The organism is Streptomyces sp. HUAS MS02 (assembly GCF_055702265.1).
Map to the genome: position 1 here is coordinate 284,923 of NZ_CM146747.1, position 22,004 is coordinate 306,926.

20 protein-coding genes are annotated in these 22,004 nt (G+C 71.8%); 8 read left to right on the forward strand and 12 right to left on the reverse strand.

Annotated features, from left to right (window positions below):
* Positions 1-171 precede the first annotated feature (171 nt).
* The 3 genes from ACZ9QC_RS01290 (at position 172) to ACZ9QC_RS01300 (ending at position 2,689) form a co-directional block, all read left to right on the forward strand.
* The gene (locus ACZ9QC_RS01290; protein ID WP_472918363.1) at positions 172-1,605 is read left to right on the forward strand and encodes a phosphoribosyltransferase family protein; all 1,434 of its coding nucleotides are present in this window, start codon (positions 172-174) and stop codon (positions 1,603-1,605) included.
* Between the two features lie 167 nt (positions 1,606-1,772).
* Positions 1,773-2,033 carry a DUF1876 domain-containing protein gene (locus ACZ9QC_RS01295; RefSeq protein WP_308010742.1) on the forward strand — a complete coding sequence of 87 codons (261 nt, stop codon included), beginning with the start codon at positions 1,773-1,775 and terminating at the stop codon, positions 2,031-2,033.
* A gap of 140 nt (positions 2,034-2,173) precedes the next feature.
* Positions 2,174-2,689 carry a universal stress protein gene (locus ACZ9QC_RS01300; protein WP_472918364.1) on the forward strand — a complete coding sequence of 172 codons (516 nt, stop codon included), beginning with the start codon at positions 2,174-2,176 and terminating at the stop codon, positions 2,687-2,689.
* A gap of 315 nt (positions 2,690-3,004) precedes the next feature.
* On the opposite strand, the gene ACZ9QC_RS01305 is transcribed toward ACZ9QC_RS01300, so the two are convergent.
* Positions 3,005-3,409: an Hsp20/alpha crystallin family protein gene (locus ACZ9QC_RS01305; RefSeq protein ID WP_184903167.1), complete on the reverse strand. Its 405-nt coding sequence runs from the start codon at positions 3,407-3,409 to the stop codon at positions 3,005-3,007.
* A gap of 261 nt (positions 3,410-3,670) precedes the next feature.
* On the opposite strand from ACZ9QC_RS01305, the gene ACZ9QC_RS01310 reads away from it, so the two are divergent.
* Positions 3,671-5,629, forward strand: coding sequence for a PAS domain S-box protein (locus ACZ9QC_RS01310; protein ID WP_472918365.1), 1,959 nt, complete (start codon positions 3,671-3,673; stop codon positions 5,627-5,629).
* A gap of 85 nt (positions 5,630-5,714) precedes the next feature.
* On the opposite strand, the gene ACZ9QC_RS01315 is transcribed toward ACZ9QC_RS01310, so the two are convergent.
* The 9 genes from ACZ9QC_RS01315 to ACZ9QC_RS01355 form a co-directional block, all read right to left on the reverse strand.
* Complete coding sequence (locus tag ACZ9QC_RS01315) at positions 5,715-7,133, reverse strand: NAD(P)(+) transhydrogenase (Re/Si-specific) subunit beta (RefSeq protein ID WP_472918366.1); 1,419 nt, start codon at positions 7,131-7,133, stop codon at positions 5,715-5,717.
* Between the two features lie 5 nt (positions 7,134-7,138).
* Positions 7,139-7,480: an NAD(P) transhydrogenase subunit alpha part 2 gene (locus ACZ9QC_RS01320; RefSeq protein WP_472918367.1), complete on the reverse strand. Its 342-nt coding sequence runs from the start codon at positions 7,478-7,480 to the stop codon at positions 7,139-7,141.
* The gene (locus ACZ9QC_RS01325) at positions 7,477-8,592 is read right to left on the reverse strand and encodes an NAD(P) transhydrogenase subunit alpha (protein ID WP_472918368.1); all 1,116 of its coding nucleotides are present in this window, start codon (positions 8,590-8,592) and stop codon (positions 7,477-7,479) included. The genes ACZ9QC_RS01320 and ACZ9QC_RS01325 overlap by 4 nt, the downstream gene beginning before the upstream one ends.
* 38 nt (positions 8,593-8,630) lie before the next feature.
* Complete coding sequence (locus ACZ9QC_RS01330; protein WP_472918369.1) at positions 8,631-9,644, reverse strand: zinc-dependent alcohol dehydrogenase; 1,014 nt, start codon at positions 9,642-9,644, stop codon at positions 8,631-8,633.
* A 50-nt stretch (positions 9,645-9,694) separates the two neighbouring features.
* Entirely contained in the window at positions 9,695-10,063 is a 369-nt protein-coding gene (locus ACZ9QC_RS01335) for a DUF779 domain-containing protein (RefSeq protein WP_472918370.1), read from the reverse strand.
* A 15-nt stretch (positions 10,064-10,078) separates the two neighbouring features.
* Positions 10,079-11,599: an aldehyde dehydrogenase family protein gene (locus ACZ9QC_RS01340; RefSeq protein WP_472918371.1), complete on the reverse strand. Its 1,521-nt coding sequence runs from the start codon at positions 11,597-11,599 to the stop codon at positions 10,079-10,081.
* Positions 11,600-11,656: 57 nt separating this feature from the next.
* Entirely contained in the window at positions 11,657-13,006 is a 1,350-nt protein-coding gene (locus ACZ9QC_RS01345; protein WP_472918372.1) for a GAF domain-containing protein, read from the reverse strand.
* 132 nt (positions 13,007-13,138) lie between these two features.
* The gene (locus tag ACZ9QC_RS01350) at positions 13,139-13,441 is read right to left on the reverse strand and encodes a putative quinol monooxygenase (RefSeq protein ID WP_472918373.1); all 303 of its coding nucleotides are present in this window, start codon (positions 13,439-13,441) and stop codon (positions 13,139-13,141) included.
* Between the two features lie 109 nt (positions 13,442-13,550).
* Positions 13,551-14,513: a carbohydrate kinase family protein gene (locus tag ACZ9QC_RS01355; RefSeq protein WP_472918374.1), complete on the reverse strand. Its 963-nt coding sequence runs from the start codon at positions 14,511-14,513 to the stop codon at positions 13,551-13,553.
* Positions 14,514-14,763: 250 nt separating this feature from the next.
* Here ACZ9QC_RS01355 and ACZ9QC_RS01360 point away from each other — a divergent pair, with 250 nt between their 5' ends.
* The 4 genes from ACZ9QC_RS01360 (at position 14,764) to ACZ9QC_RS01375 (ending at position 18,861) form a co-directional block, all read left to right on the forward strand.
* Positions 14,764-15,792: a substrate-binding domain-containing protein gene (locus ACZ9QC_RS01360; RefSeq protein ID WP_472918375.1), complete on the forward strand. Its 1,029-nt coding sequence runs from the start codon at positions 14,764-14,766 to the stop codon at positions 15,790-15,792.
* A 132-nt stretch (positions 15,793-15,924) separates the two neighbouring features.
* Positions 15,925-16,938: an ABC transporter permease gene (locus ACZ9QC_RS01365; RefSeq protein WP_184903146.1), complete on the forward strand. Its 1,014-nt coding sequence runs from the start codon at positions 15,925-15,927 to the stop codon at positions 16,936-16,938.
* Complete coding sequence (locus ACZ9QC_RS01370; RefSeq protein ID WP_472918376.1) at positions 16,935-17,765, forward strand: ATP-binding cassette domain-containing protein; 831 nt, start codon at positions 16,935-16,937, stop codon at positions 17,763-17,765. The genes ACZ9QC_RS01365 and ACZ9QC_RS01370 overlap by 4 nt, the downstream gene beginning before the upstream one ends.
* 73 nt (positions 17,766-17,838) lie before the next feature.
* Positions 17,839-18,861 carry a LacI family DNA-binding transcriptional regulator gene (locus ACZ9QC_RS01375; RefSeq protein WP_472918377.1) on the forward strand — a complete coding sequence of 341 codons (1,023 nt, stop codon included), beginning with the start codon at positions 17,839-17,841 and terminating at the stop codon, positions 18,859-18,861.
* A gap of 293 nt (positions 18,862-19,154) precedes the next feature.
* Here the strand turns inward: ACZ9QC_RS01375 and ACZ9QC_RS01380 are convergent, their stop codons facing one another.
* On the reverse strand, positions 19,155-20,891 hold the full coding sequence (locus ACZ9QC_RS01380; protein WP_472918378.1) for a sensor histidine kinase: 1,737 nt from the start codon (positions 20,889-20,891) through the stop codon (positions 19,155-19,157).
* A gap of 197 nt (positions 20,892-21,088) precedes the next feature.
* Positions 21,089-21,781 (reverse strand): response regulator, encoded by a 693-nt coding sequence (locus tag ACZ9QC_RS01385; RefSeq protein ID WP_472918379.1) that lies wholly within the window; start codon positions 21,779-21,781, stop codon positions 21,089-21,091.
* Between the last annotated feature and the right edge of the window lie 223 nt (positions 21,782-22,004).

Consider the following 22,004-nt stretch of genomic DNA (forward strand, 5'->3'; position numbering starts at 1 on the left):
TCTGCGGCGGTGCCGCCGATACCGCGAGGGACCGTCCGGCCCTCACCTGGGCCGAAGGCCCCTCGCGCGCTCGCACCACTGCGCGGTGCAATGGAGGGAACGGCAGGAGGCGCCCTTTCTTCCACACCGACTCCCCCGCTTCGTCGCGGTGGGCGCACGAGGAGGTGGCGTATGCCCTTCGACGACCGCACGGACGCCGGACGCCGACTGGCCCGGCGTCTCGGGAACCTGCGCGGCGAGGATGTCGTGGTCCTGGGACTGCCCCGGGGCGGCGTGCCGGTCGCGTACGAGGTGGCCGGAGCACTGGAGGCACCGCTGGACGTGCTGGTGGTGCGCAAGCTGGGGGTGCCGTGGCAGCCGGAGCTGGCCTTCGGCGCCATCGGCGAGCACGGTGTCCGCGTCCTCAACCAGGACGTGATCGACAGCTGCGGGCTGCGGGACGAGGAGCTGGCCGACGTCGAACGCGCCGAACGGGCGGAGCTGGAGCGGCGTGTGGCCCGTTACCGGTCCGGGCGTGCCCGTGTGTCCCTGGCGGGTTGCACCGCGCTGGTCGTGGACGACGGGCTGGCCACCGGCGCCACGGCCGAGGCGGCCTGCCGGGTGGTGCGGGGCCAGGGCGCGACGAGGGTCGTCCTCGCCGTCCCGGTGGGCTCGGTGGAGGCCGTCGCCCGGCTGAGCGCGGTGGCCGATCACGTCGTCTGCCCGGAGACGGTGGAAGGCCTGGGCTCGGTCGGCGCGTGGTACCGCGACTTCACGCAGACGCGCGACTCCGAGGTGATCGGCCTCCTCACCCGTGCCGCCCCGGCCCAGTCGCCGCCTCCCGCTCCCGGCGCTGTCATGCTCGAACCGCCCTTCCCGGGCCGACGGACGGCTGTCCCGGCCGGCCGGGCCGGGGAGAGGTCCACGGGCCCGTCCCGGCGCCCGTCCCCGTCCCGGCGGTCGGAAGGGCCCGCGGGCCGCGAAGTGCGGGTGCCCGCCGGACACGTACGGCTGCCCGCGCGGCTGGTGTTGCCCGACGCGGCCCCGGTGGTGGTCGTCTTCGCACACGGCAGCGGAAGCAGCCGGCACAGTCCGCGCAATCGGTATGTCGCCGACGTCCTCGACCGGGCGGGCCTGGGCACCCTGCTGCTCGACCTGCTCACGGCGGAGGAGGAGGGCGACCGCCGCAATGTCTTCGACGTCGCGCTGCTGGCCGGTCGACTGCACGCCGCCGCCACCTGGCTGCGTGAGGGAACCGGCGTGCCGGTGGCCTTCTTCGGTGCCAGCACCGGAGCCGCCGCCGCCCTGGAGGCCGCGGCCGCGCCGGGGGCCGACATCCGCGCGGTCGTCTCCCGGGGCGGGCGCCCCGACCTGGCGACCCCGGCGGCTCTGGGCCGGGTGCGGGCCCCGACCCTCTTCGTCGTGGGGAGTCTGGACTCCCGGGTGCTCAGCCTCAACCGGCTCGCCGCCGACCGGCTCCGCTGTGAACACCGGCTCGCTGTCGTGCCCGGCGCCACCCATCTGTTCGAGGAGCCGGGGACCCTGGCCACGGCGGCCGAACTGGCCCGCGACTGGTTCACCACTCACCTCGCCAGGCCGGACACCGGACACCGCCGCCCGGCCTGAGCACGGCTGGACACGCGCGCCGCCGGGCCGACGGCTGCCGTCGCCGCCCGGAGCCGGAGTCCTGAACGCGCCGCGCCGCGAAGGCCGGGGACCTACGGGCCCTGGACCGTCCCTTGGGACCGGCGCACGCTGAGAAGTGGAAGACGAGAAGCGGGACGGAAGTGATCATGATGGAAGCCAAGCGGTGGACCGTCCAGATCTACATCAGCGAAGAGGGTGACGAGACCCACGCACGTGCCGTCCTGGGCACGCGGGACACCTCGCACCTCACCGGCAGGGGGGTGGCCCGGCGCAACCCGATCGACCGCCCCATCCCGGAGATCGGCGACGAACTCGCCGCGAGCCGTGCCCTGGAGGACCTGGCCATCCGCCTCCACGACGTCGCGTCCGACGACATCGTTCAGCTCACCGGCCCTGTCCAGGCGTGAGAGCGAACCGTGGGCTCGGAGGGGCCGCCGGGCGGCCCGGCGGCAAGGGGCCGTTGGGCACGCGGACGGGTCCCCCGGCCCACGGCCCGCGGCGTCGGTGAGAGGCACGGTGGGACCAGAGACCGTCCAGGGAGGCCGCCATGCCGAACCCGACCACCGGGAAGAACCGTATCGTCGTCGGCGTCGACGGATCCGACGCGTCCGTGGCCGCGCTGCGCTGGGCCGTGCGGCAGGCCCAGGCCCAGCGCGCGGACGTCGTCGCCGTCCACGCCTGGGAACGGGTCGGCCCCGCGCTCGCCCCCTACGCTCCGGCGTCGGCCCACCCGGGCGCCGCCGAGCAACGTCTTCGGGCCGCGCGGTTGCTCGCGGGAGCGGTGCGCCAGGCCCTCGGCCCGCGCTTCGACGGCGCCGTGCGCGCCGTCGTGGTGGAGGGGTCGCCCGCGCGGGTCCTGCTGCAGCACGCCCGCGGCGCGCACCTGCTCGCCCTGGGGCGCGGCGACCACCACGAGTACGGGCACCCCGCAGTCGGCGCGGTCGCCCGTGACTGTCTGCGGCACGCCACGGTCCCCGTCGTCACGGTGCCCGTCACCGAACGGCACGCCTCACCGCCGGACCCCTCCGGCACGCCGCCCTTCGCCGGACGGCGGACCGCGTAGGCGACGGTCGGCGGGGTGCTGCCCGTCCGTGCACCGGGCCGTCGGTCGGCGCGTTGTGCGCCTCGGCGCCCTGTGCACCCCGCGCGGCGGCCGCGCGGGTTTCGAGCCGCGCGGCCGGACAACGTGACACCCGACGCCCCCGACCAGCGCAACGGCCCCGACCCGCGTTCTCGTACGTCCCGTAGCCCCCGGACCTGCGAACACCCTCCGGGCGTCCCCTGCCCCACTGAAGACCGGCGACCCTGCGCGCGCAGACATGGGCGCAGCCGAGATGGTGGTCGGCTGCGCCCACGGTGTGGTCCGGAACCGCCCCGGTCAGGCAGCCCGCACCGGGATCGTCCGGGTGGCCGTCCTCGTCTCCGGCACCGGGACCGTGACGGTCAGGACGCCGTCCTTGTACTCCGCGGTCGCCTCGTCGCCCCTGGCTCCGGCCGGGAGCCGTACGGACCGGGTGAAGGTCCCGTAGCGGAACTCGGTGCGGTGCTTCTCCGCGATCTCCTCACGACGCTCGGCCCGCAGGGTCAGCACACCCTCGGTGACCGTGATCTCGACGTCCTTCTCGGGGGTGATCCCCGGCAGTTCGGCGCGCACCACGTACCTGCCGTCCGCCAGGTGCTCCTCGACACGGATGCCGTGCGGCCCGGTCAGGCCGGTCTCGGCCCAGCCGAACAGGTCGGGCAGTGCCGGCCAGAGGGGCAGTCGCTCGATCATGCCGCTCATGTCTGCCTCCTTCCTCGTCACTTTCAGCGTCTCTCCGCGGGGCAACCGGCCGCGTGAGCCGATCGGGCCCGAAGGGAGCCTGTCGGTCCTGGACTTCCGCGGTGTCCTGGCTCTCGGACAGCGGACGTGACAGGACGGGCATTTGAGGCGCCAATCATGCAAATTCATTCGATAGAAGCACAGTTGCTGACAAACAGCGGCCCACCCGGCACGGATGCAGTGGGATGACCCGATCGTCAGGGAAGGCGGGGTGGGACGGACATGGACGACTTCGTCCCGGTGGGGTCGGCGCGACGCGCCGGGACCACCGATCGTGAGTGCGGTCGCTGCGGTGTGCGACTGGAAGGCGGCGGTGGACCGAGCGTGGTCGAGGAGCGGTTCCGGGGGCTGCTGGAGGCCGCGCCGGACGCCATGGTCATCGTCGACGACACAGGAACCATCCGGCTGGTCAACGCCCAGACGGAGGCCCTCTTCGGCTACCGGCGCGAGGAACTGCTGGGCAGGCCGGTCGAGTTGCTCATCCCGCACCGCTTCCGCGACCACCACACCCGGCACCGCGACGGGTACGCCGCCAACCGGCAGGTGCGCCCGATGGGTGCCGGACTGGAGCTGCACGGGCTGCGGAGGGACGGCACGGAGTTCCCGGTCGAGATCAGCCTCAGTCCGCTGGAGACCGCGGACGGGCTGCTGGTGTCCGCCGCCGTCCGTGACGTCAGCGACCGCAAGGCCGCCGAGCGGCGTATCAACGAGCTGGCCGCGCTCGTCGAGTCGTCGCAGGACGCGATCCTCGCCAAGACCCTCGACGGCCACATCACGTACTGGAACGCGGCCGCCCACCGGTTGTACGGCTACACGGCCGAGCAGGCCATCGGCCGCCACATGTCGTTCCTCGCCCCGATGGACCGCAGGCACGAGATCAGCGCGCTCATGGAGCGGCTGCGGCAGGGCGAGAAGGTGGAGCACTTCGAGACGCTGCGCCTGACCCGGGCGGGGGCCCTGCTGGACGTCGACGTCACGCTGTGGCCGACCAGGGACACCGACGGCACGGTCGTCGGTGCCTGCGCCATCGTGCGGGACATCAGTGACCGTAAACGCGCCGAGGCCGAACTCACCGCCCTGTACGAGCAGCAACGGCACATCGCCCTCACCCTGCAGCGCAGCCTGATGGGTACGCCGCCCGCGATCACCGGACTGGCCACCGCGAGCCGCTACCGGCCCGCCACCCAGGGCGCCGGCGTCGGCGGCGACTGGTTCGACCTCGTCCCGCTGGGCGCGGGCCGGGTCGGCGTGCTGATCGGTGACGTCATGGGCCGCGGCCTGGAGGCCGCCGCCGTGATGGGCCAGCTGCGGTCCGCCGCGCACGCACTGGCCAAGACCGGTATGCAACCGCGTCAGCTGATGCAGGCCCTCGACACCTGCGTCGCCGACCTCGACGTCCCCGACCAGCTCGTGACCTGCTGCTACCTGGTCATCGCGCCGGACACGGGCACCGTGACCGTCTGTTCGGCCGGCCATCTGCCGACGCTGATCGCCTCTCCCGGCGACCGCGTCCGCCGGCTCACCACACCCGTCAACGCGCCCCTCGGCGTCGGGGGCATCCTCTACCAGCAGTCCTGCGAGGAGATCCCGCCGGGGGCCACGCTCGTCCTCTACACGGACGGCCTGGTCGAGACCCCCGGCAGCGACATCGACGACCACATCGGGGAACTCGTCTCCTCCCTCGACGGGTTCTTCGTCCAGGACTCGTGTCTGGAGGCGGCCGCCGACCACGTGCTCGCCCGGCTGCTGCCCGACGCCGAGAGCCACAACGACGACGTCACGCTGCTCCTCGCCCAGCTGCCGGCCGCCCCGCTCGCGTCCGTCACCACCGATCTGCCGGCCGTTCCCTCCTCGGTGCCCGAGGGCCGGGCGTTCCTCACCAAGGCGCTCACCTCCTGGGACTGCGCCGAGCCGGCCGACCACGCGCTGCTGCTGCTCTCCGAGACCCTGACGAACGCCGTCCAGCACGCCGAGGGCCCCGTCGGACTGCGGGTGTGCCGTACGGCCACGGATCTGACGGTCGAGGTCAGCGACAACAGCCCGCAACTCCCCCAGCCGCGCCTCGCGGCGGAGGACGAGGAGTCGGGGCGTGGTCTGCATCTGGTCCGCACGCTCTCCGAGAGCTGGGGGGTGCGCCCGACGGACGACGGGAAGACCACCTGGTTCACGCTCAAGCTGTGACACCGCCGACGGGACCCGGCCGAGCCGGAGGGCTCCCCCGCCCTCCGGCTCTCCCCGGACCTCCCCCCCGATCCCGTCCTGCCTCTCAGCCGACGAACTCCCGTACCGCCGACTTCAGTTGTGCCAGCCCCTTCTTCGCGTCGGTGAAGAACATCCCGGTCCTGGGGTCGGTGTAGAGCTCGTTGTCGACGCCCGCGTAGCCGTGTCCCATGGAGCGTTTGATGACGACGACGCTCTTGGCCCTGTCGACATCGAGGATCGGCATTCCGGAGATGGCGTTGCCGGGGCGGCGGGCCATCGGGTTGGTCACGTCATTGGCGCCGACCACCAGGGCCACGTCCGCCTGGGGGAACTGCGGGTTGATGTCCTCCATCTCCTTCAGCTGCGTGTAGGGCACGTTCGCCTCCGCCAGGAGCACGTTCATATGGCCCGGCATTCGGCCCGCGACCGGATGGACGGCGTAGCTGACGTCGATGCCGTGGTCCGTCAACAGCTGTGCCAGGTCGCCGAGTTCGTGCTGGGCCTGGGCCGCGGCGAGCCCGTAGCCCGGGACGATGACGACCTTGCTCGCGTACGCCAGCTGGATGGCCACGTCGTCGGCGGAGACCGCCCGCACCTGGGCGGGTGTCCCGCCCGCGGCTGCTGTCACCGGGGCGCTGTCACCCGTACCGAAGCCGCCCACGACGACATGGGCGACGGACCGGTTCATGGCGTCGGCCATCAGCTTGGTGAGGATGCCGCCGGAGGAGCTGACGAGCATGCCGGCGACAATGAGCGCCGTCTCGTCGAGCACGAAGCCGGCCATCGCGACCGCCGACCCGGTGAAGGCGTTCAGCAGGGCGATGACCACCGGCATGTCGGCGCCGCCGATCGGCAGCACCATCGTCACGCCGAACAGGAGTGCCACGGCCGTCAGTCCGTACAGGGCCGGGCGGGAGTCCGGGGCGAGCACCAGCCAGACGGTGCCGACGACGAAGGAGACCGGCAGCAGCGCGTTGAGCAGCCGTGCCCCGGGGAACACCACCGGCGCCCCGGACACGAGGCCCTGGAGTTTGCCGGCGGCGATCAGGGATCCGGAGAAGGTCACCGCGCCGATGACGATGTCCAGCGCCCCGGGAAGCGTGACCCTGGCGCCGATCGCGGCCGGGTCGTCGGCCCGGAGCAGATCGTTGATCGCGATGAGGGCGGCGGCGCCACCGCCGACGGCGTTGAAGACACTGACCAGTTGCGGCATCGCGGTCATCCGCACCTCACGCGCGGCCCACAGACCGAGCGCCGCACCGACGAGTCCGCCGGTGCCCAGGACGAGCCAGCCGGCCCGGTCGATCACGCCCTCGTCCACCACCAGCCAGACGGTCGCCGCGATCGCCGCCGCCATGGCCATGGCGGAGAGGGTGTTGCCGCGGCGGGCGGTGCGGGGATGGTTCATCAGGTGCAGACCCAGCACGAAGCACGCGGCAGCGCCGAGAAAGATGTAGTGGACGGCGTTCGAGACGGTGTCCATGCCGCTCACACCTCCGCCTTCTCATGTGTGCCGGTGACGGACGGCTCCGGCTTCGGTACGGCCGGCCTGGCCTTGAACATCTCCAGCATCCGGTCGGTGACGACGTACCCGCCGACGACGTTCATGGCACCGAACACCATCGCCACGAAGGCCAGCGTCCAGCCGATCCAGTCGTGCGACTCGGCGGCGATCAGCATGGCGCCGATGACGACGATGCCGTGCACGGCGTTGGAGCCGGACATCAGGGGTGTGTGGAGGGTCGCGGGGACCTTGCTGATGACTTCGACACCCACCAGCACGCTCAGCACGAACACGGTGATCGCGGTGAGCAGATCGAGGTCGTTCATGATGTTCCGCCTCCCGTCAGGGCTCCGGTGATCTCGTCCGTCGGGTCGAGGACGAGTTCTCCGTCGCGCACGAGGTGGCGCAGCAGCGCGACGAGGTTGCGGGCGTACGCCGTGGACGCGGCGGTCGCCATCGCCGACGGCAGTCGCCCGGCGCCGATGACGGTGACCCCGCCCGCTCGCACGTCCGTCTTGTCGGGCTCGGAGCCCTCGACGTTCCCGCCGAGTTCGCCGGCCGCGAGGTCGACGACGACCGAGCCCGGTCTCATCCGCGCCAGTGCCGTGCCGGTCACCAGCAGCGGGGGCTTGCGTCCCGGGACCTGGGCGGTGGTGATCACCACGTCGGAGCGGGCGATGTGCGCGTCCAGCGCCTCGCGTTGGGCCCGCTGCTCGTCCTCGGTCAACTCCCGTGCGTAGCCGCCCTTCCCGGCGCCCGATTCCTCGTGGTGAGGGCTCTGGATGTCGAGGAACCGGGCGCCGAGGGATTCCACCTCCCCTCGGGACGCGGGGCGTACGTCGTACGCCGTGACGACGGCGCCGAGGCGCCGGGCGGTGGCGATCGCCTGGAGCCCGGCGACGCCGGCACCGAGGACCATCACCTGGGCGGGCCGCATGGTGCCCGCGGCGGTGGTGAGCATCGGGAAGAACCGGTCGTAGGCGTCGGCGGCGAGCAGGGCCGCCTTGTAGCCGGCGACGCTCGCCTGGGACGTCAGCGCGTCCATGGACTGGGCGCGGCTGAGGGTGCGCGGCAGCAGGTCGAGGCTGACCGTGCGCACTCCGCGGCCGGTCAGCTCGGCGACGAGCTCGGGGTGGCGCAGTGGTTCGAGCAGGCCGACGAGGGTCTGGCCGGGACGCAGCAACCGTGCGGTGTCCGGGTCGGGCGGCCCCACGCACAGGACGACGTCCGCGGCCGCGAACAGTTCGCCCAGGACCACGACGGTCGCGCCCGCCTCGGTGTACTCGGCGTCGGTGAACCAGGCGCCGGCTCCGGCTCCGGTCTCGACGAGGACGTCGAGACCGGCCCGGCGCAGCAGGGTGACGGTCTCGGGGACGAGGGCGACGCGGCGTTCGCCGGGCGCTCGTTCCCGTACGGCTCCCACGGTGACGGTGGCCATGATCTGCTGCCTCTCCCTGCGGTCCGGGGTTCCGGGCCTCAGAACTGGAAGACGAGCCGTGCTTCGGCACGTCCGCCGAGCACCTCGTCGAAGGAGTCGTTGACCTGGTCCAGGCGGCGCGGCTCGGCGATGACCTGGGTGCGTCCGGCGGCGTGCAGGGCGAACACCTCGGTGAGGTCCTGACGGGTGCCGACGATGGAGCCGATGACGGAGATCCCGCCGAGCACGGTCTCGAAGATCGGCACGTCGATCGACGCGTCGTCGGCCGGCAGGGCGACCATGACCAGGCGTCCACCGCGGTTGAGCGACCGGTAGGCCTGCTCGAACGCCTTGGGTGCGGCGGCGAGCACGACGGCCACGTCCGCGCCGCCCGCGTTCCTGATCTCCTCGACCGGGTCGTGCGTACGGGCGTTGACGAGGTGGTCGGCGCCGAGCCGGTGGGCGAGGCCGAGCTTGTCCGGTTCGAGGTCGACGGCGGTGACGAAGCCTCCGACGAGCCGCGCGTACTGGACGGCGAGGTGGCCGAGTCCGCCGATGCCGAAGACGGCGACGCGTTCGGCGGGGACCACGTGCGCGACCTTGACGGCCTTGTACGTGGTGACGCCCGCGCAGGTCAGGGGTGCCGCGTCGAACGAGCTCACGCCCTCGGGGACCCGGACGACGGCGCCCGCGTCAGCGACGGCGTACTCGGCGTAGCAACCGTCCACGGAGTAGCCGGAGTTGACCTGGCTCTCGCACAGGGTCTCCCAGCCGGAGACGCAGAATCGGCAGGTGCCGCAGGACGAGCCGAGCCATGGGACGGCCACCCGGGTGCCGACCAGGTCGGCCGGTACGCCCGCGCCGACGGCGTGGACCGGGCCGATGCCTTCGTGGCCCGGGACGAACGGCGGCCGCGGCTTGACGGGCCAGTCGCCGTGGGCCGCGTGGATGTCGGTGTGGCAGAGCCCGGAGGCCTCCATCCGGACGAGCACCTGACCGGGGCCGGGCTCGGGGACGGGGAGTTCCTGGATCTCCAGGGGCTTGCCGAAGTCGGTGACGACCGCTGCCTTCATGATCTTTCCCTCTCTCAGCGTGGTCCTGCGGTGCGGTGGCTGCCTGCCGGTCAGCCGGCCTTGCGGCGGGGTTCCTTGACGCGGGTCACGAATCTCAGCCCCTCCCCGGCCGGAAGGGAGAACCCGCCCGGTGTGCCGGGCTCGACGTCCAGGACGAAGAGGGGGCGGCCGAGGGCTTCGTACTGGTCGGCGTCCATGTGGAAGGTGCAACCGACGATCACACCGACCAGCATGTCGCCCTCACCGACGGCGAACTCCCCGGCGGGGAAGCACATCGGGTCGCTCCCGTCGCAGCAGCCGCCGGACTGGACGAACATCACCGGCCCCCCGTGGGCGGCACGCAGGGCCGCGATGGCCCGGCGCGCCGCCCGGGTGGCCGTGACGCGCCCGACGGTGCCGTACTCGACGTTCGCGGGCATGTCCGACCCCTCCCCTCAGAACAGTCCCAGGGGCTTGTCGCTGTAGCTGACCAGGAGGTTCTTGGTCTGGCTGTAGTGGTCCAGCATCATCTTGTGGGTCTCGCGGCCGATGCCGGAGACCTTGTAGCCACCGAACGCGGCACCGGCCGGGTACTGGTGGTAGCAGTTGGTCCAGACGCGGCCCGCCTTGATGGCGCGGCCCATGCGGTAGGTGCGGGCGCCGTCGCGGCTCCACACCCCGGCCCCGAGGCCGTACAGCGTGTCGTTGGCGATGCGCAGCGCCTCGGCCTCGTCCCTGAAGGTGGTGACGGCGAGGACGGGGCCGAAGATCTCCTCCTGGAAGACCCGCATGCGGTTGTGCCCCTTGAGGACGGTCGGCTCGTAGAAGTAGCCGTCGGCCAGTTCTCCGTCGAGGGTGGGCCGGTGGCCTCCGACGAGCAGTTCGGCGCCCTCCTTGACGCCGATGTCGACGTAGGAGGCGATCTTCTCGACCTGCTGGCGGGACACCTGCGGGCCGATCATGGTCTCGGTGTCGAGCGGGTGCCCCTGCTTGATGGCGCGGATGCGCTCCAGGCAGCGGCCCATGAACTCCTCGTAGATGTCCTCCTGGATCAGTGCGCGCGAGGGAGCGGTGCAGACCTCGCCCTTGTTGAACGCGTACAGCACCAGTCCCTCGACCGCCTTGTCGAGAAAGTCGTCGTCGTGGGCCAGTACGTCGTCGAAGAAGATGTTCGGCGACTTGCCGCCCAGCTCCAGGGTGACCGGGATGATGTTCTGGGCCGCGTACTGCATGATCAGCCGGCCGGTGGTGGTCTCCCCGGTGAAGGCGACCTTGGCGATGCGCTTGTTGGCGGCGAGCGCCTTGCCGATCTCGGCGCCCGGTCCGTTGACGACGTTGAGGACGCCGGGCGGCACGATGTCGCCGATGACTTCCATCAGCTTCAGGATCGACCACGGGGTGGGCGACGCGGGCTTGATGACGGTGGCGTTGCCCGCGGCGAGCGCGGGGGCGAGCTTCCACGCGGCCATCAGCAGCGGGAAGTTGAACGGGATGATCTGTCCGACCACTCCGAGCGGCTCGTGGAAGTGGTAGGCGATGGTGTCCTTGTCGATCTCGGTGATCTCACTCTCCTCCGCGCGGATCGCCGCGGCGAAGTAGCGGAAGTGGTCGGCCGCGAGGGGGATGTCGGCGGCGAGGGTCTCACGGACCGGCTTGCCGTTCTCCCAGCTCTCGGCGACGGCGAGTTCCTCGCGGTGGGCGTCGATGGCGTCGGCCACCTTGTTCAGCACCGCGGCCCGCTGGGCCGTGGAGGCCTCGCCCCACGCGTCCTTCGCCGAGTGCGCGGCGTCGAGGGCGAGTTCGATGTCCTCGGGCCCGGACCTGGGGATGTCACAGATCGGCTTGGCGGTGGCCGGGCACAGATTGGTCGTGTACTGACCCGTGGTGGGTGCCTCCCACTTGCCGCCGATGAAGTTCTCGTACCGGGGAGCGACATCGACGACGCTGCCCGGCCTGCCCGGAGACTCGTATTTCATGACCGTCCCCTCTCCCTTCGGTGTCCCGTCACGACGATCGGGGTGATGGTCACCACGCTAGGAAGGGGAACGCTGCAACTCCGCTGCATACCGCCGGGCCTGGGGTGGCACGAGGGTCTCGGGGACCAGTGCGCGGGCGCGGGCCGCCGCGGCGGCGCGCTGTGCGGAACCGCCGGGGAGCAGGTGGGCGAGTGTCCGCCACGCGACGGCGTCGTCGGCACCCGAGGCGCTGTCGACCCAGCGGCGCAGCAGCCGGGGGTCGCCGGCGCCGAGCACGGCACCGCGCACCTGTTGTTCCAGGGCGCGCCGGTGTTCCACGACGACCGGCGCCTCGGAGCGTGGCAGCAGCGGTCCGGGGTACCGGTCCAGCGCCTGCTCCGCCCGCCCTTCGGCGAGCAGCGCGGCGACGTCCCCGAAGTCGCTGCGCACGGGCCGCAGCAGCGCGTAGGGCCGGGAGCCGAGGAGGCCGGGACCGAGCTCCGCGCGCAGCCGGGTGAGTTCGGCCCGCAGCGTCGACGGGGGCACCTCCCGTTCGGAGAGGTCCACGGCGAGTCGGCCGCCGGGCACGCCCCGGCCCTCCAGAGCGAGCGCCACGACGATCTCGCTGTGCCGTGGGCTGAGCCGGTGCACGCGGCCGGCGTGCGCCAGCAGAACGCTGTCCCGGCCCAGCGCGGTCAGCCCTACGTCGGCGCCGTACCGGGCGGCGACGGCGTCAGGTGGGCTCAGCGGTCGTCCGTCGGGGCCGAGCAGGACGGGCGGTGCGGGGAGTCCGCGGGCGAGTTCCGCCTCGGCGGCCAGCGCGGCGGCACGCACCGCCGCGAGCGCGGGGGGTGTGGCGATGGTGCTGCCGCCGGTCAGGTCGACGACGCCCAGCAGCAGCCCGGTGGCGGGGTCGCGTACGGGGGCCGCCGCGCAGGACCAAGCGTGTGCGGCGGAGTTGTAGTGCTCGTCGTTCACGATCTGGACGGGGTGGCCCAGCGCCAGTGCGGTGCCGGGAGCGTTCGTTCCGGCCTGCCCCTCGGACCACCCGGCTCCTTCCGCGAAGTGCATCCTCTCGGCGCGCGCGACGGTCCTGGTGTCACCCTCGACCCACAACAGGGTTCCCTCGGCGTCCCCGACCGCGAACACGTGCCCGTCGTCCGCCGCACCGGAGCCGAGCAGCTCCCGTAGCAGGGGCATGACAGCGGCCAGGGGGTGCGTGCTCCGGTAGGCCGCGAGATCCCGGGACGTGCGGCGCAGCGGCGGCAGTCGGCTTCCGTCGGGCCGCACGCCGCACGACGCACAGCGCTGCCACGACTCGAACACCAGAGGTCGCGTGTCGGGCGGGGCTCCGTGCGAGGGCTCGGCCACGTACGACTCGTGCGTGGCGAGCGGCGCGGACAGCGACGGGGAGGTCGACGCGTCCATGGCACCTCCCGCGTCCTTGCTTCCTGTCTGCCCCCACAGCCTCGCCCGGGTGCCGCGACGCTCCTTAGATGCCGAAAGGCCCTCGGGGCAGGGCCTGTTGGCCCCACCCGTGACGATCACGGGGGCAGCGGGTCACGCTCGCGTGTCGAGCGGTTCGAGGAACGTCAGCACCGAGGCGTCCTCCTCGATCAGCGGGGTGAGGGCGGCGTTGAACGGGGCGCCGTAGGGAGCGTTCAGATGTGCCTGGAAGGCGTCCTCGTCCCGGTAGACCTCGAAGATCCAGTAGGCGCGCGGCGCGGCCTCCTTGGTGTAGACGTCGAAGGCGAGGTTGCCTTCTTCGGCGCGCACCTTCAGGGCGTAGTCCCGGATCAGGCGGGAGACCTCGTCCTCCGCACCTTCTCGGGCGGTGAACTCGGCGAGCAGGGTCTTCGTCATGGTTGCGTGTCCTTGTCCGTGGGTGGGCCGGGGAGCGGGTGGGCCGAGGTGAGTGAGGGGGCCGCGTGTCGGGGTCGCCGGATTCAGTGGCCGGGCGGCGTACGCGCCGTCACGCGTCGGCGGCGGTCACCGGTTGCGCCACCTGCTCCCGCCAGGGCGGATTGGGGCCGGCGACCGAGCAGGTCAGGGCGGCGACCCGGGCGGCGAAACGGCAGGCCTCGGCCACGTCGTCGACGTCGAGACCGGCCAGCCGGCCGCCGAGGAGGTCGCGTTCCGCGAGGTGGTGCAGCAGCCCGGCGGTGAAGGAGTCCCCGGCGCCCACGGTGTCGACGACCCGGGTCGTCACGCCGGGCACCCGCACCCGTTCGCCGTCGAGGGAGGCGAGGGCACCGTCGGCGCCGAGCGTGATCACGACCAGGCGCACCCCCGCGGCGTGCCAGATGTCGCACGCCTGCTCCGGCGCGGTGCCAGGCAGCAGCAGTTCCAGGTCGTCCTCGCTCAGCCGCAGGATGTCGGCGAGGCGGCACCAGCGCGCGAGCCGCTCCCGGTAGACGTCGGGGTGGACCAGCAGCGGCCGGACGTTGGGGTCGATGCTGACGGTGGTCCGGGGCGCCGCCCGGTCCAGGAATTCCTCCACCGCGGTCGCGCCCGGCGCGCGGACCAGCGCCAGTGAGCCGGTGTGCACGCAGGCGGCTTCCGACAGGTCCACCCGCTCCAGTTCTCCCGGAGTCCATTGCCAGTCGGCCGTGTTCTGGGCGTGGAAGGAGAACGCGGCCTGCCCCCGTGCGTCCAGCTCCGCCACGGCCAGCGTGCTGGGCTCGGCGGCGGCGACGGCGTACGACAGGTCCACGCCGGACGCCTCCAGATGGCTCCGGAAGAGACGCCCGAACAGGTCGTCGGAGAGGCGGGCGAGAAAGCGTGCCGGGGTGCCCAGACGAGCCAGTGCCACCGCCGTGTTCGCTGGTCCGCCGCCGGGCAGGACGCGCAGCGCGAGTTCGTTCGGGGCGGCCGGGGTTTCGGCGAAGGCGTCCGCTACGCACTCCCCCAGGACGGTGATCTGGCGCGGGCTCATGGGCTGCTCTTCTCTCCGGGAGGACCGGGACAGCGGGCGCTCGGTGACACGGCCGCGGAACGGGGCGCGGGGCCCGCGGTCGTGGACGTTGCCGATTTGTGACGGGTACAAGGCATTGACGTTGCCGCGAGACGGAGTCCATCATCCTCGCCATGCAGTGTCAACGATGACATAAGTCAGCGATGACACATCGGGGCGGCATGCTCCGAACTCCCGGCCCCGTGCCGCTCGAAATCCCACAGGAGTGTCCATGTCTCGCACCGCTCGCCTGTCCTCCGCCGTCCTCAGAACCGCCGCCGTGACCGGTGTCGCGGCACTCGCCCTCACCGCCTGCGGGCCCGGTTCCGGCGCCGACTCCGGCTCGGACTCCTCCGGCTCCGGCTCGGGCGACGTCAAGGTCGGTCTGATCACCAAGACCGACACCAACCCGTTCTTCGTGAAGATGAAGGAAGGCGCGGAGAAGACCGCGAAGGCCGAGGGCGTCGAGCTGATGACCGCGGCCGGCAAGTTCGACGGGGACAACGCCGGTCAGGTCACCGCCATCGAGAACATGGTGGCCGCCGGGGTCAAGGGCATCCTGATCACCCCCAGCGACTCCAAGGCGATCGTCCCCGCGATCGAGAAGGCGAAGGCCAAGGGCGTCCTGGTCATCGCCCTGGACACCCCGACGGAGCCGGAGAGCGCGGTCGACGCCCTCTTCGCCACCGACAACGTCAAGGCGGGCGAGCTGATCGGCGAGTACGCCAAGGCCGCGATGAAGGGCAAGGAGGCGAAGATCGCCGCCCTCGACCTCGCGCCCGGGGTCTCCGTCGGCGTGCAGCGCCATGAGGGCTTCCTGAAGGGCTTCGGGGCCACCGACAAGGACGTCGCCTGTGCCCAGGACACCGGCGGCGACCAGGCCAAGGGCCAGACGGCGATGGAGAACTGTCTCCAGAAGGAGCCGGACATCAACGTCGTCTACACCATCAACGAGCCGGCCGCCCTCGGCGCCTACACCGCGCTGAAGGCCAAGGGCCGGGAGAAGGACGTCCTGATCGTCTCCGTCGACGGCGGCTGCACCGGCACCCAGGCCGTCAAGGACGGAAAGATCGCCGCGACCTCGCAGCAGTACCCGCTGAAGATGGCCGCCGAGGGCGTCAAGGCCGTGGTGACGTACGCGAAGGACGGCAAGAAGGCGTCCGGTTACACCGACACCGGCGTCACGCTGATCTCCGACAAGGCACAGGACGGCGTCGCGTCGAAGGACACCGCCTACGGCCTGGAGAACTGCTGGGGCTGAGCCGCCCAGGCCCGTACGAGACCGCCACCTCCCTGAGCGGGGCGGCCGGCCCGCCACCTCCCCGACCGGTGGGGGCGGCGGCCGCCCCCCTTGTCCTGGCGACAAGGATCTGTCTTCCGACAAGGACTTCGCATGACAGCCACGTCCACGCCCCCGAGCACCTCCTCGCCGTACGCGGAGCTGAAGGCTCCGACGACGGCCCGCAGGCTGCTCACGGCTCCGACCACCGGGCCCCTGGCCGCCCTGCTCCTGGCCTGTGCCTTCTTCTCCCTCTCGACCGACCAGTTCCTCACCGGCGGCAACTTCTCCCTGATCATCCAGCAGGTCATGGTCGTCGGCACGCTCGCCATCGGCCAGACCCTGATCATCCTCACCGCCGGCATCGACCTGTCGTGCGGTGCCGTGATGGCGTTCGGCAGCATCGTGATCGCCAGGATGGCGGCCGAGGGCACGCTCCCGCCGCTGGCCGCCATCGGCCTGGGCCTGGTCGTCTGCGGCGGATTCGGCCTGCTCAACGGGGTGTTGGTACAGAAGATCCCGCTGCCGCCGTTCATCGTCACCCTCGGCATGCTGAACGTGGCGTTCGCCCTGACCCACATCTACTCCGAGGAGCAGACGGTCACCAACCTGCCCGGTCCGCTGACGGCGCTCGGAGAGACCTTCCCGCTCGGCTACACCGACGTGACGTACGGCTCGCTGGTCACCATCGCCCTGTTCCTCCTCCTCGCCTACGCGCTGAGCAGCACCGGATGGGGCCGACACGTCTACGCGCTGGGCAACAGCCCGGAGGCGGCCCGGCTGAACGGTATCCGCACCTCCCGCCTGACCATCGGCGTCTACACCGTGGCGGGCGTGCTCTACGGCATCGCCGCCCTGCTGCTCATCTCCCGTACCGGCGTGGGCGATCCGCAGGCCGGGCAGACCGACAACCTGGACAGCATCACGGCCGTGGTCCTCGGCGGCACCAGCCTGTTCGGCGGACGCGGCTCGGTCCTGGGCACCTTCATCGGTGTCCTGATCGTCGGTGTCTTCCGCAACGGGCTGCAGTTGATGGGCGTCGCCTCGATCTACCAGACCCTGATCACCGGTGTGCTGGTGATCCTCGCGGTGACCGTCGACCAGATCTCCCGGAAGAAGGCCCGATGACCGCCACCCCGATCCCCGTTCTGCAGGCCCGCGGTCTGGTCAAGCGGTACGGCCATGTCACCGCCATCGACGGCGCCGACTTCGACCTCATGCCGGGCGAGGTGCTGGCCGTCATCGGTGACAACGGCGCCGGCAAGACCAGCATGATCAAGGCCCTCACCGGCGCGGTGACCCCGGACGCGGGCGAGATCCGCCTCAACGGGGAGCCCATCACCTTCTCCGGTCCGCAGAGCGCACGCGCCCACGGCATCGAGACGGTGTACCAGGACCTCGCCGTGGCGGCGTCCATGGACATCGCCTCGAACATGTTCCTCGGCCGTGAGCTGCGCCGCCCCGGTGTGCTCGGCAGCGCCTTCCGCATGCTGGACAAGAAGCGCATGCGCCAGGAGGCCGCGGAGCACATGGCCGACCTGAAGATCGGCCTGCGCTCGCTCACGCAGGCCGTCGAGACCCTCTCCGGAGGGCAGCGGCAGGCCGTCGCGGTGGCCCGCGCCGTCGCCTGGGCCCGCAGCGTCGTCGTCATGGACGAGCCCACCGCCGCCCTCGGCGTCAAGGAGTCCGGTCAGGTCCTCGACCTCATCCGCCGGGTCCGTGACAAGGGCATGCCGGTCGTCCTGATCAGCCACAACATGCCGCATGTCTTCGAGATCGCCGACCGGATCCACGTGCACCGCCTCGGCAGGCGCGCGGCCGTGATCAAGCCGTCGGACTACTCGATGGCGGAGGTCGTCGCCATCATGACCGGCGCGCTCACCGTGGACGCGGCCGGCGCTACTGTCGTAGCGGATTCGGAGGCCGCGAAGGCCGCCGGAGTACAGGCCACCTGACAGCACGACACGCTCTCGCAGTTCCGGCCGAAGGCCGCGGCCGGGACCGAGAGCCCACAGGAGACTTTCCTCCATGGCAGCGAACCGCCGCCCCACCCTGGCCGACGTCGCCCGAGAAGTCGGCGTCAGCGCCAAGACGGTCTCCCGCGTCCTCAACGAGGACGGCCCCGTCTCGGCGCAGACCCGGGAGCAAGTCCTCGCCGCGGTGGCTCAGTTGGGCTTCCAGCCGAACCTCATGGCACGCAACATGCGCGTCGGCGGCCCGGACACCACCGTCGGACTGGTCGTCCCCGACCTCGGCAACCCGTTCTTCGGGGCCGTCGCCCGGGGCATCGAGGACAGCGTCCGCGAACGCGGGCTGACGCTGCTCATGGGATCGTCCGCCGACGACCCCGACCGTGAACGCTCCCTGACCGCCAAGTTCCTGGCCCGGCGCGTGAGCATCCTGATCGTCGTGCCGTCCGTCGGCGCCGACCACTCCCACCTGCGGGCGCAGCGTACGGCGGGGCTGCCCGTCGTCTTCCTCGACCGCCCCGGCGTCGGACTCACCACGGACAGCATCGTCAGCACCAACCGGGCGGGGGCCCAGGACGGCGTCGCCCACCTCATCGCCCACGGGCACCGGCGCATCGGCTTCGTCGGCGACCTGCCGGCCAAGCTGTACACCCGCCGCGAGCGGCTCGCCGGCTACCGTGCCGCCCTGGGAGAGGCGGGCATCCCCTACGACCCCGCGCTGGTCGCCGACGCGCACGACCAGCGGGGTGCCGAGGCCGCGACCGCCCAGCTCCTCGAACTGCCCGACCCGCCGACCGCCCTGTTCGCCGGGAACAACATCATGGCGCTCGGGACAGTGGCCGAACTCGCCCGCGGCAAGCGCAAGGAGGTGGCGGTCGTCGCCTTCGACGACGTGTCGCTCGCCGAGGCGCTGGAACCCGCCCTGACCGTCGTCGCGCAGGACCCCGAGGAGCTCGGCCGGACCGCCGCGACCACCGCTCTGGCCCGACTCGACGGCGACCGCTCCCGCGCACGTACGCTCACCGTCCCCACCCGGCTGATCGTCCGGGGTTCGGGCGAGCAGCCGGCGCCCGCCTCGTAGGACTCCTCGCCGAGGGGTCCTCCGCTACCGAACACTTGCCCAGTGCTCCAGCCTTCAGGGTGGAGGTGCAGGGCATCCTTGCCTCGGCGGCCCGTAGGGGAGCAGCGTCGCCGCTGAAGTCGCTCTGTCCGACAACGTGGCTGGCGGACCTACCGCCGGACGGGCGGAAAGTCAGGCCTGTGGAGGCCTTGTGAGACCACTTCCGGGTGGCAGGGGCCCGTGAAGCAGGAACCCGGGGTGGCACCGCGTAGCGGTGCTGACCGGAATCGACTGCTTTCACGCAGGCGAGGGCGTCAACGGCCGTGCTTCGACGGCACCCGCCACACGAGGGTCGTGCCGCCGCCGGGCGGGCTGGTGGTCTCCAGCTCCCCGCCCGACTGCCGGGCGCGTTCGGCCATGTTGCGCAGTCCGCTGCGGCGGCCCTCGGCGGGAATGCCCACCCCGTCGTCGGCGACCGTGAGGCGCACCTCTCCCTCGGCGGCCTCCACCACCACGTCGGCCCGGGACGCGTGGGCATGCCGGGCGATGTTGGTCAGAGCCTCGGAGAGTACGGCCACCACATGGTCGGCGACCTCCTTCGGCACGTCGGTGTCGAGCAGTCCCTCCAGGCGCAGGCTGGGGGCGAAGCCCAGGACGGGTGCCGCCTCGCCGACCACACGCACCACGCGGGCCCGCAGGCCGACGCCGGTGGCACTCTCGCGCGACCGGAGGCCGAAGATGGTCGACCTGATGATCTTGATGGTCTCGTCGAGGTCCTCCACGGCCCGCAGTACCCGCTCGGAGGCCTCCGCGTGCTCGATGAAGCGGCCCGCGCTCTGCAGGGTCATACCGGTGGCGAACAACCGCTGGATGGCGAGGTCGTGCAGGTCGCGGGCGATCCGGTCGCGGTCCTCCAGCACCGCGATCTGTTCGGCGTCCCGCCGGCGTTCGGCCAGTTCCATGGCGACCGCGGCCTGCGCGGCGAAGCCCTGGAGGCGTTCGATCTCCGGCTCGGTGAACACCGTCCGGCCCTCCGCGCGCGCCAGCAGCAGGATGCCGCGCGTTCCCTCCCCCGATCCGATGGGGACGGCCACGGCCGGTCCGAGACCGGTGAGGCCCGGCACGCCCGTCACGCCCGTCACGCCGGATTCGTCGCGGGAGACGTCCACGCTGGTGACGGGGGCGGCGTCGGAGAAGGCCCTGCCGATCAGATTGCCCTCCAGCGGCAGCACCAGCCCGCGGTGGGCCGTCGCCTCCTCACCGATGGCGAGATCGACGGTGAGCGAGTCGGTGCCCGCCATCGGCACCGCGACGACCGCGAGAGCCGCGGCCATGATCTCCCGGGCGCGTTCGGCGATCACCTGGAGGACCTCGCCGGACTCGCCGCCGGACATCAGGCTGTGGGTGATCTCGGCGTTGGCCCGCAGCCACCGCTCCCGCAACCGCGACTCCTCGTACAACCGCGCGTTGTCGATCGCCACACCCGCCGCCACCGCCAACGTCGACAGCACCGACTCGTCCTCCTCGTCGAACTGCGCCCCACCCCGCTTCTCCGTCAGATACAAATTCCCGAACACCTGCTCACGCACCCGGATCGGCACACCCAGGAACGAATTCATCGGCGGATGATTCGGCGGAAAACCGTACGACGCCGGATGCTCCGACAACCTCGCCAGACGCAACGGCTCCGGATGACTGATCAACTCCCCCAGAATCCCGTGCCCCTCCGGAAACGGACCGATCCGAGCAATCCGCTCCTCACTCACCCCCACCGTATGGAACGCCGACAACCGCTTCCCGTCCGGCCCGATCACACCCAACGCCGCATACTCCGCGTCCACCAGCACCGCAGCCGCCTCCACGATGCCCCGCAACGCCTGCTCCAACTCCAGCTCACGCCCGACCGACAGCACCGCCTCCAACAGACTGTGCACCCGATCCCGCGTCCCCCGCGCCGCGTCCAGACGCGCCTGCAACTCCTCCAGCAGCTCATCCAGCCTCAGCTGCGGCAGCAATACACGAGCCTCCCCGGCCCTCTCCACGCCTGCCACCGGTACTCCTCCACATCGCCGCAGCCTGCCGGCGCCACCCGCTCCGCCGCTGTCGTGGGCCACGGTAACGGCCCGTCAGAGGGGACGGTAGCGGATCCGGTCGCGCACGGGTTCGACATGGACGCGGTCCACCCGTGCCTGCCCCGACCGGGCGGACGCACGGCGTCCGGCCTGCGGCTTCACCCGGCGTCCGCGGCCTACTGCCCCTCCTGCCGCAGCCGGTCCTGGGCCTGGGTGGCGATGACGGCGGCCTGCACGCGCCGCTCCACACCGAGCTTGGCGAGCAGACGGGAGATGTGGTTCTTGACCGTCTTCTCGGCGAGGAAGAGCCGCTGACCGATCTGGCGGTTGGTCAGGCCCTCGCCGATCAGGGCCAGGATCTCCCGCTCCCGCTCGGTCAGACCCGGCAGCGCCTCGGGCTCCTGCTCCTCCTTCGGGCCCTGCCGCAGGCGCGCCATCAGCCGCGCGGTGGCACTGGGGTCGAGCAGGGACTGGCCCGCGGCCACCGTGCGCACCGCCGACACCAGGTCCGAGCCCCGGATCTGCTTCAGGACGTACCCGGAGGCCCCCGCCATGATCGAGTCCAGGAGGGCTTCCTCGTCGTCGAAGGAGGTCAGCATCAGACAGATGAGGTCCGGCATGCGCGAGCGCAGTTCCCGGCACACGGTGATCCCGTCGCCGTCGGGCAGGCGGACGTCGAGCACCGCCACCTGCGGCCGCAGGGCGGGGACGCGCACCAGGGCCTGCTCCACGGTTCCGGCCTCGCCGATCACCGAGATGTCCGGCTCGTCGTTCAGCAGGTCGCGCACTCCACGACGTACGACCTCGTGGTCGTCCAGCAGGAAGACCCGGATCGGGCTCTCCGAACCCGGCTGCTCGCTGACCGGCATCGCTTCACTCCTCGGTTCCGCACTCACGCCGCCCTGTCCGCCACGAACAGTATGGGCCTCGACCAGAAGATCCTCGTCGTATCGGGGCCGTACGGCCAGGGCCTGTCGGCCCTGATTCCCGCGAGATCACCGGCTGATCGGAGCCCGTCGGGCCGTTCAGTCCCGACGAGGGACCATCGGCACCTCCGGGATCCGGCCGCGGCGGACGAGAGTGAGCGGCTGA

Coding starts and splice junctions, on each gene's coding strand:
- ACZ9QC_RS01290 (WP_472918363.1), top strand. CDS start 172: ATGCCCTTCGACGACCGCACGGACGCCGGACGCCGACTGGCCCGGCGT.
- ACZ9QC_RS01295 (WP_308010742.1), top strand. CDS start 1,773: ATGATGGAAGCCAAGCGGTGGACCGTCCAGATCTACATCAGCGAAGAG.
- ACZ9QC_RS01300 (WP_472918364.1), top strand. CDS start 2,174: ATGCCGAACCCGACCACCGGGAAGAACCGTATCGTCGTCGGCGTCGAC.
- ACZ9QC_RS01305 (WP_184903167.1), bottom strand. CDS start 3,409: ATGAGCGGCATGATCGAGCGACTGCCCCTCTGGCCGGCACTGCCCGAC.
- ACZ9QC_RS01310 (WP_472918365.1), top strand. CDS start 3,671: ATGGACGACTTCGTCCCGGTGGGGTCGGCGCGACGCGCCGGGACCACC.
- ACZ9QC_RS01315 (WP_472918366.1), bottom strand. CDS start 7,133: ATGGACACCGTCTCGAACGCCGTCCACTACATCTTTCTCGGCGCTGCC.
- ACZ9QC_RS01320 (WP_472918367.1), bottom strand. CDS start 7,480: ATGAACGACCTCGATCTGCTCACCGCGATCACCGTGTTCGTGCTGAGC.
- ACZ9QC_RS01325 (WP_472918368.1), bottom strand. CDS start 8,592: ATGGCCACCGTCACCGTGGGAGCCGTACGGGAACGAGCGCCCGGCGAA.
- ACZ9QC_RS01330 (WP_472918369.1), bottom strand. CDS start 9,644: ATGAAGGCAGCGGTCGTCACCGACTTCGGCAAGCCCCTGGAGATCCAG.
- ACZ9QC_RS01335 (WP_472918370.1), bottom strand. CDS start 10,063: ATGCCCGCGAACGTCGAGTACGGCACCGTCGGGCGCGTCACGGCCACC.
- ACZ9QC_RS01340 (WP_472918371.1), bottom strand. CDS start 11,599: ATGAAATACGAGTCTCCGGGCAGGCCGGGCAGCGTCGTCGATGTCGCT.
- ACZ9QC_RS01345 (WP_472918372.1), bottom strand. CDS start 13,006: ATGGACGCGTCGACCTCCCCGTCGCTGTCCGCGCCGCTCGCCACGCAC.
- ACZ9QC_RS01350 (WP_472918373.1), bottom strand. CDS start 13,441: ATGACGAAGACCCTGCTCGCCGAGTTCACCGCCCGAGAAGGTGCGGAG.
- ACZ9QC_RS01355 (WP_472918374.1), bottom strand. CDS start 14,513: ATGAGCCCGCGCCAGATCACCGTCCTGGGGGAGTGCGTAGCGGACGCC.
- ACZ9QC_RS01360 (WP_472918375.1), top strand. CDS start 14,764: ATGTCTCGCACCGCTCGCCTGTCCTCCGCCGTCCTCAGAACCGCCGCC.
- ACZ9QC_RS01365 (WP_184903146.1), top strand. CDS start 15,925: ATGACAGCCACGTCCACGCCCCCGAGCACCTCCTCGCCGTACGCGGAG.
- ACZ9QC_RS01370 (WP_472918376.1), top strand. CDS start 16,935: ATGACCGCCACCCCGATCCCCGTTCTGCAGGCCCGCGGTCTGGTCAAG.
- ACZ9QC_RS01375 (WP_472918377.1), top strand. CDS start 17,839: ATGGCAGCGAACCGCCGCCCCACCCTGGCCGACGTCGCCCGAGAAGTC.
- ACZ9QC_RS01385 (WP_472918379.1), bottom strand. CDS start 21,781: ATGCCGGTCAGCGAGCAGCCGGGTTCGGAGAGCCCGATCCGGGTCTTC.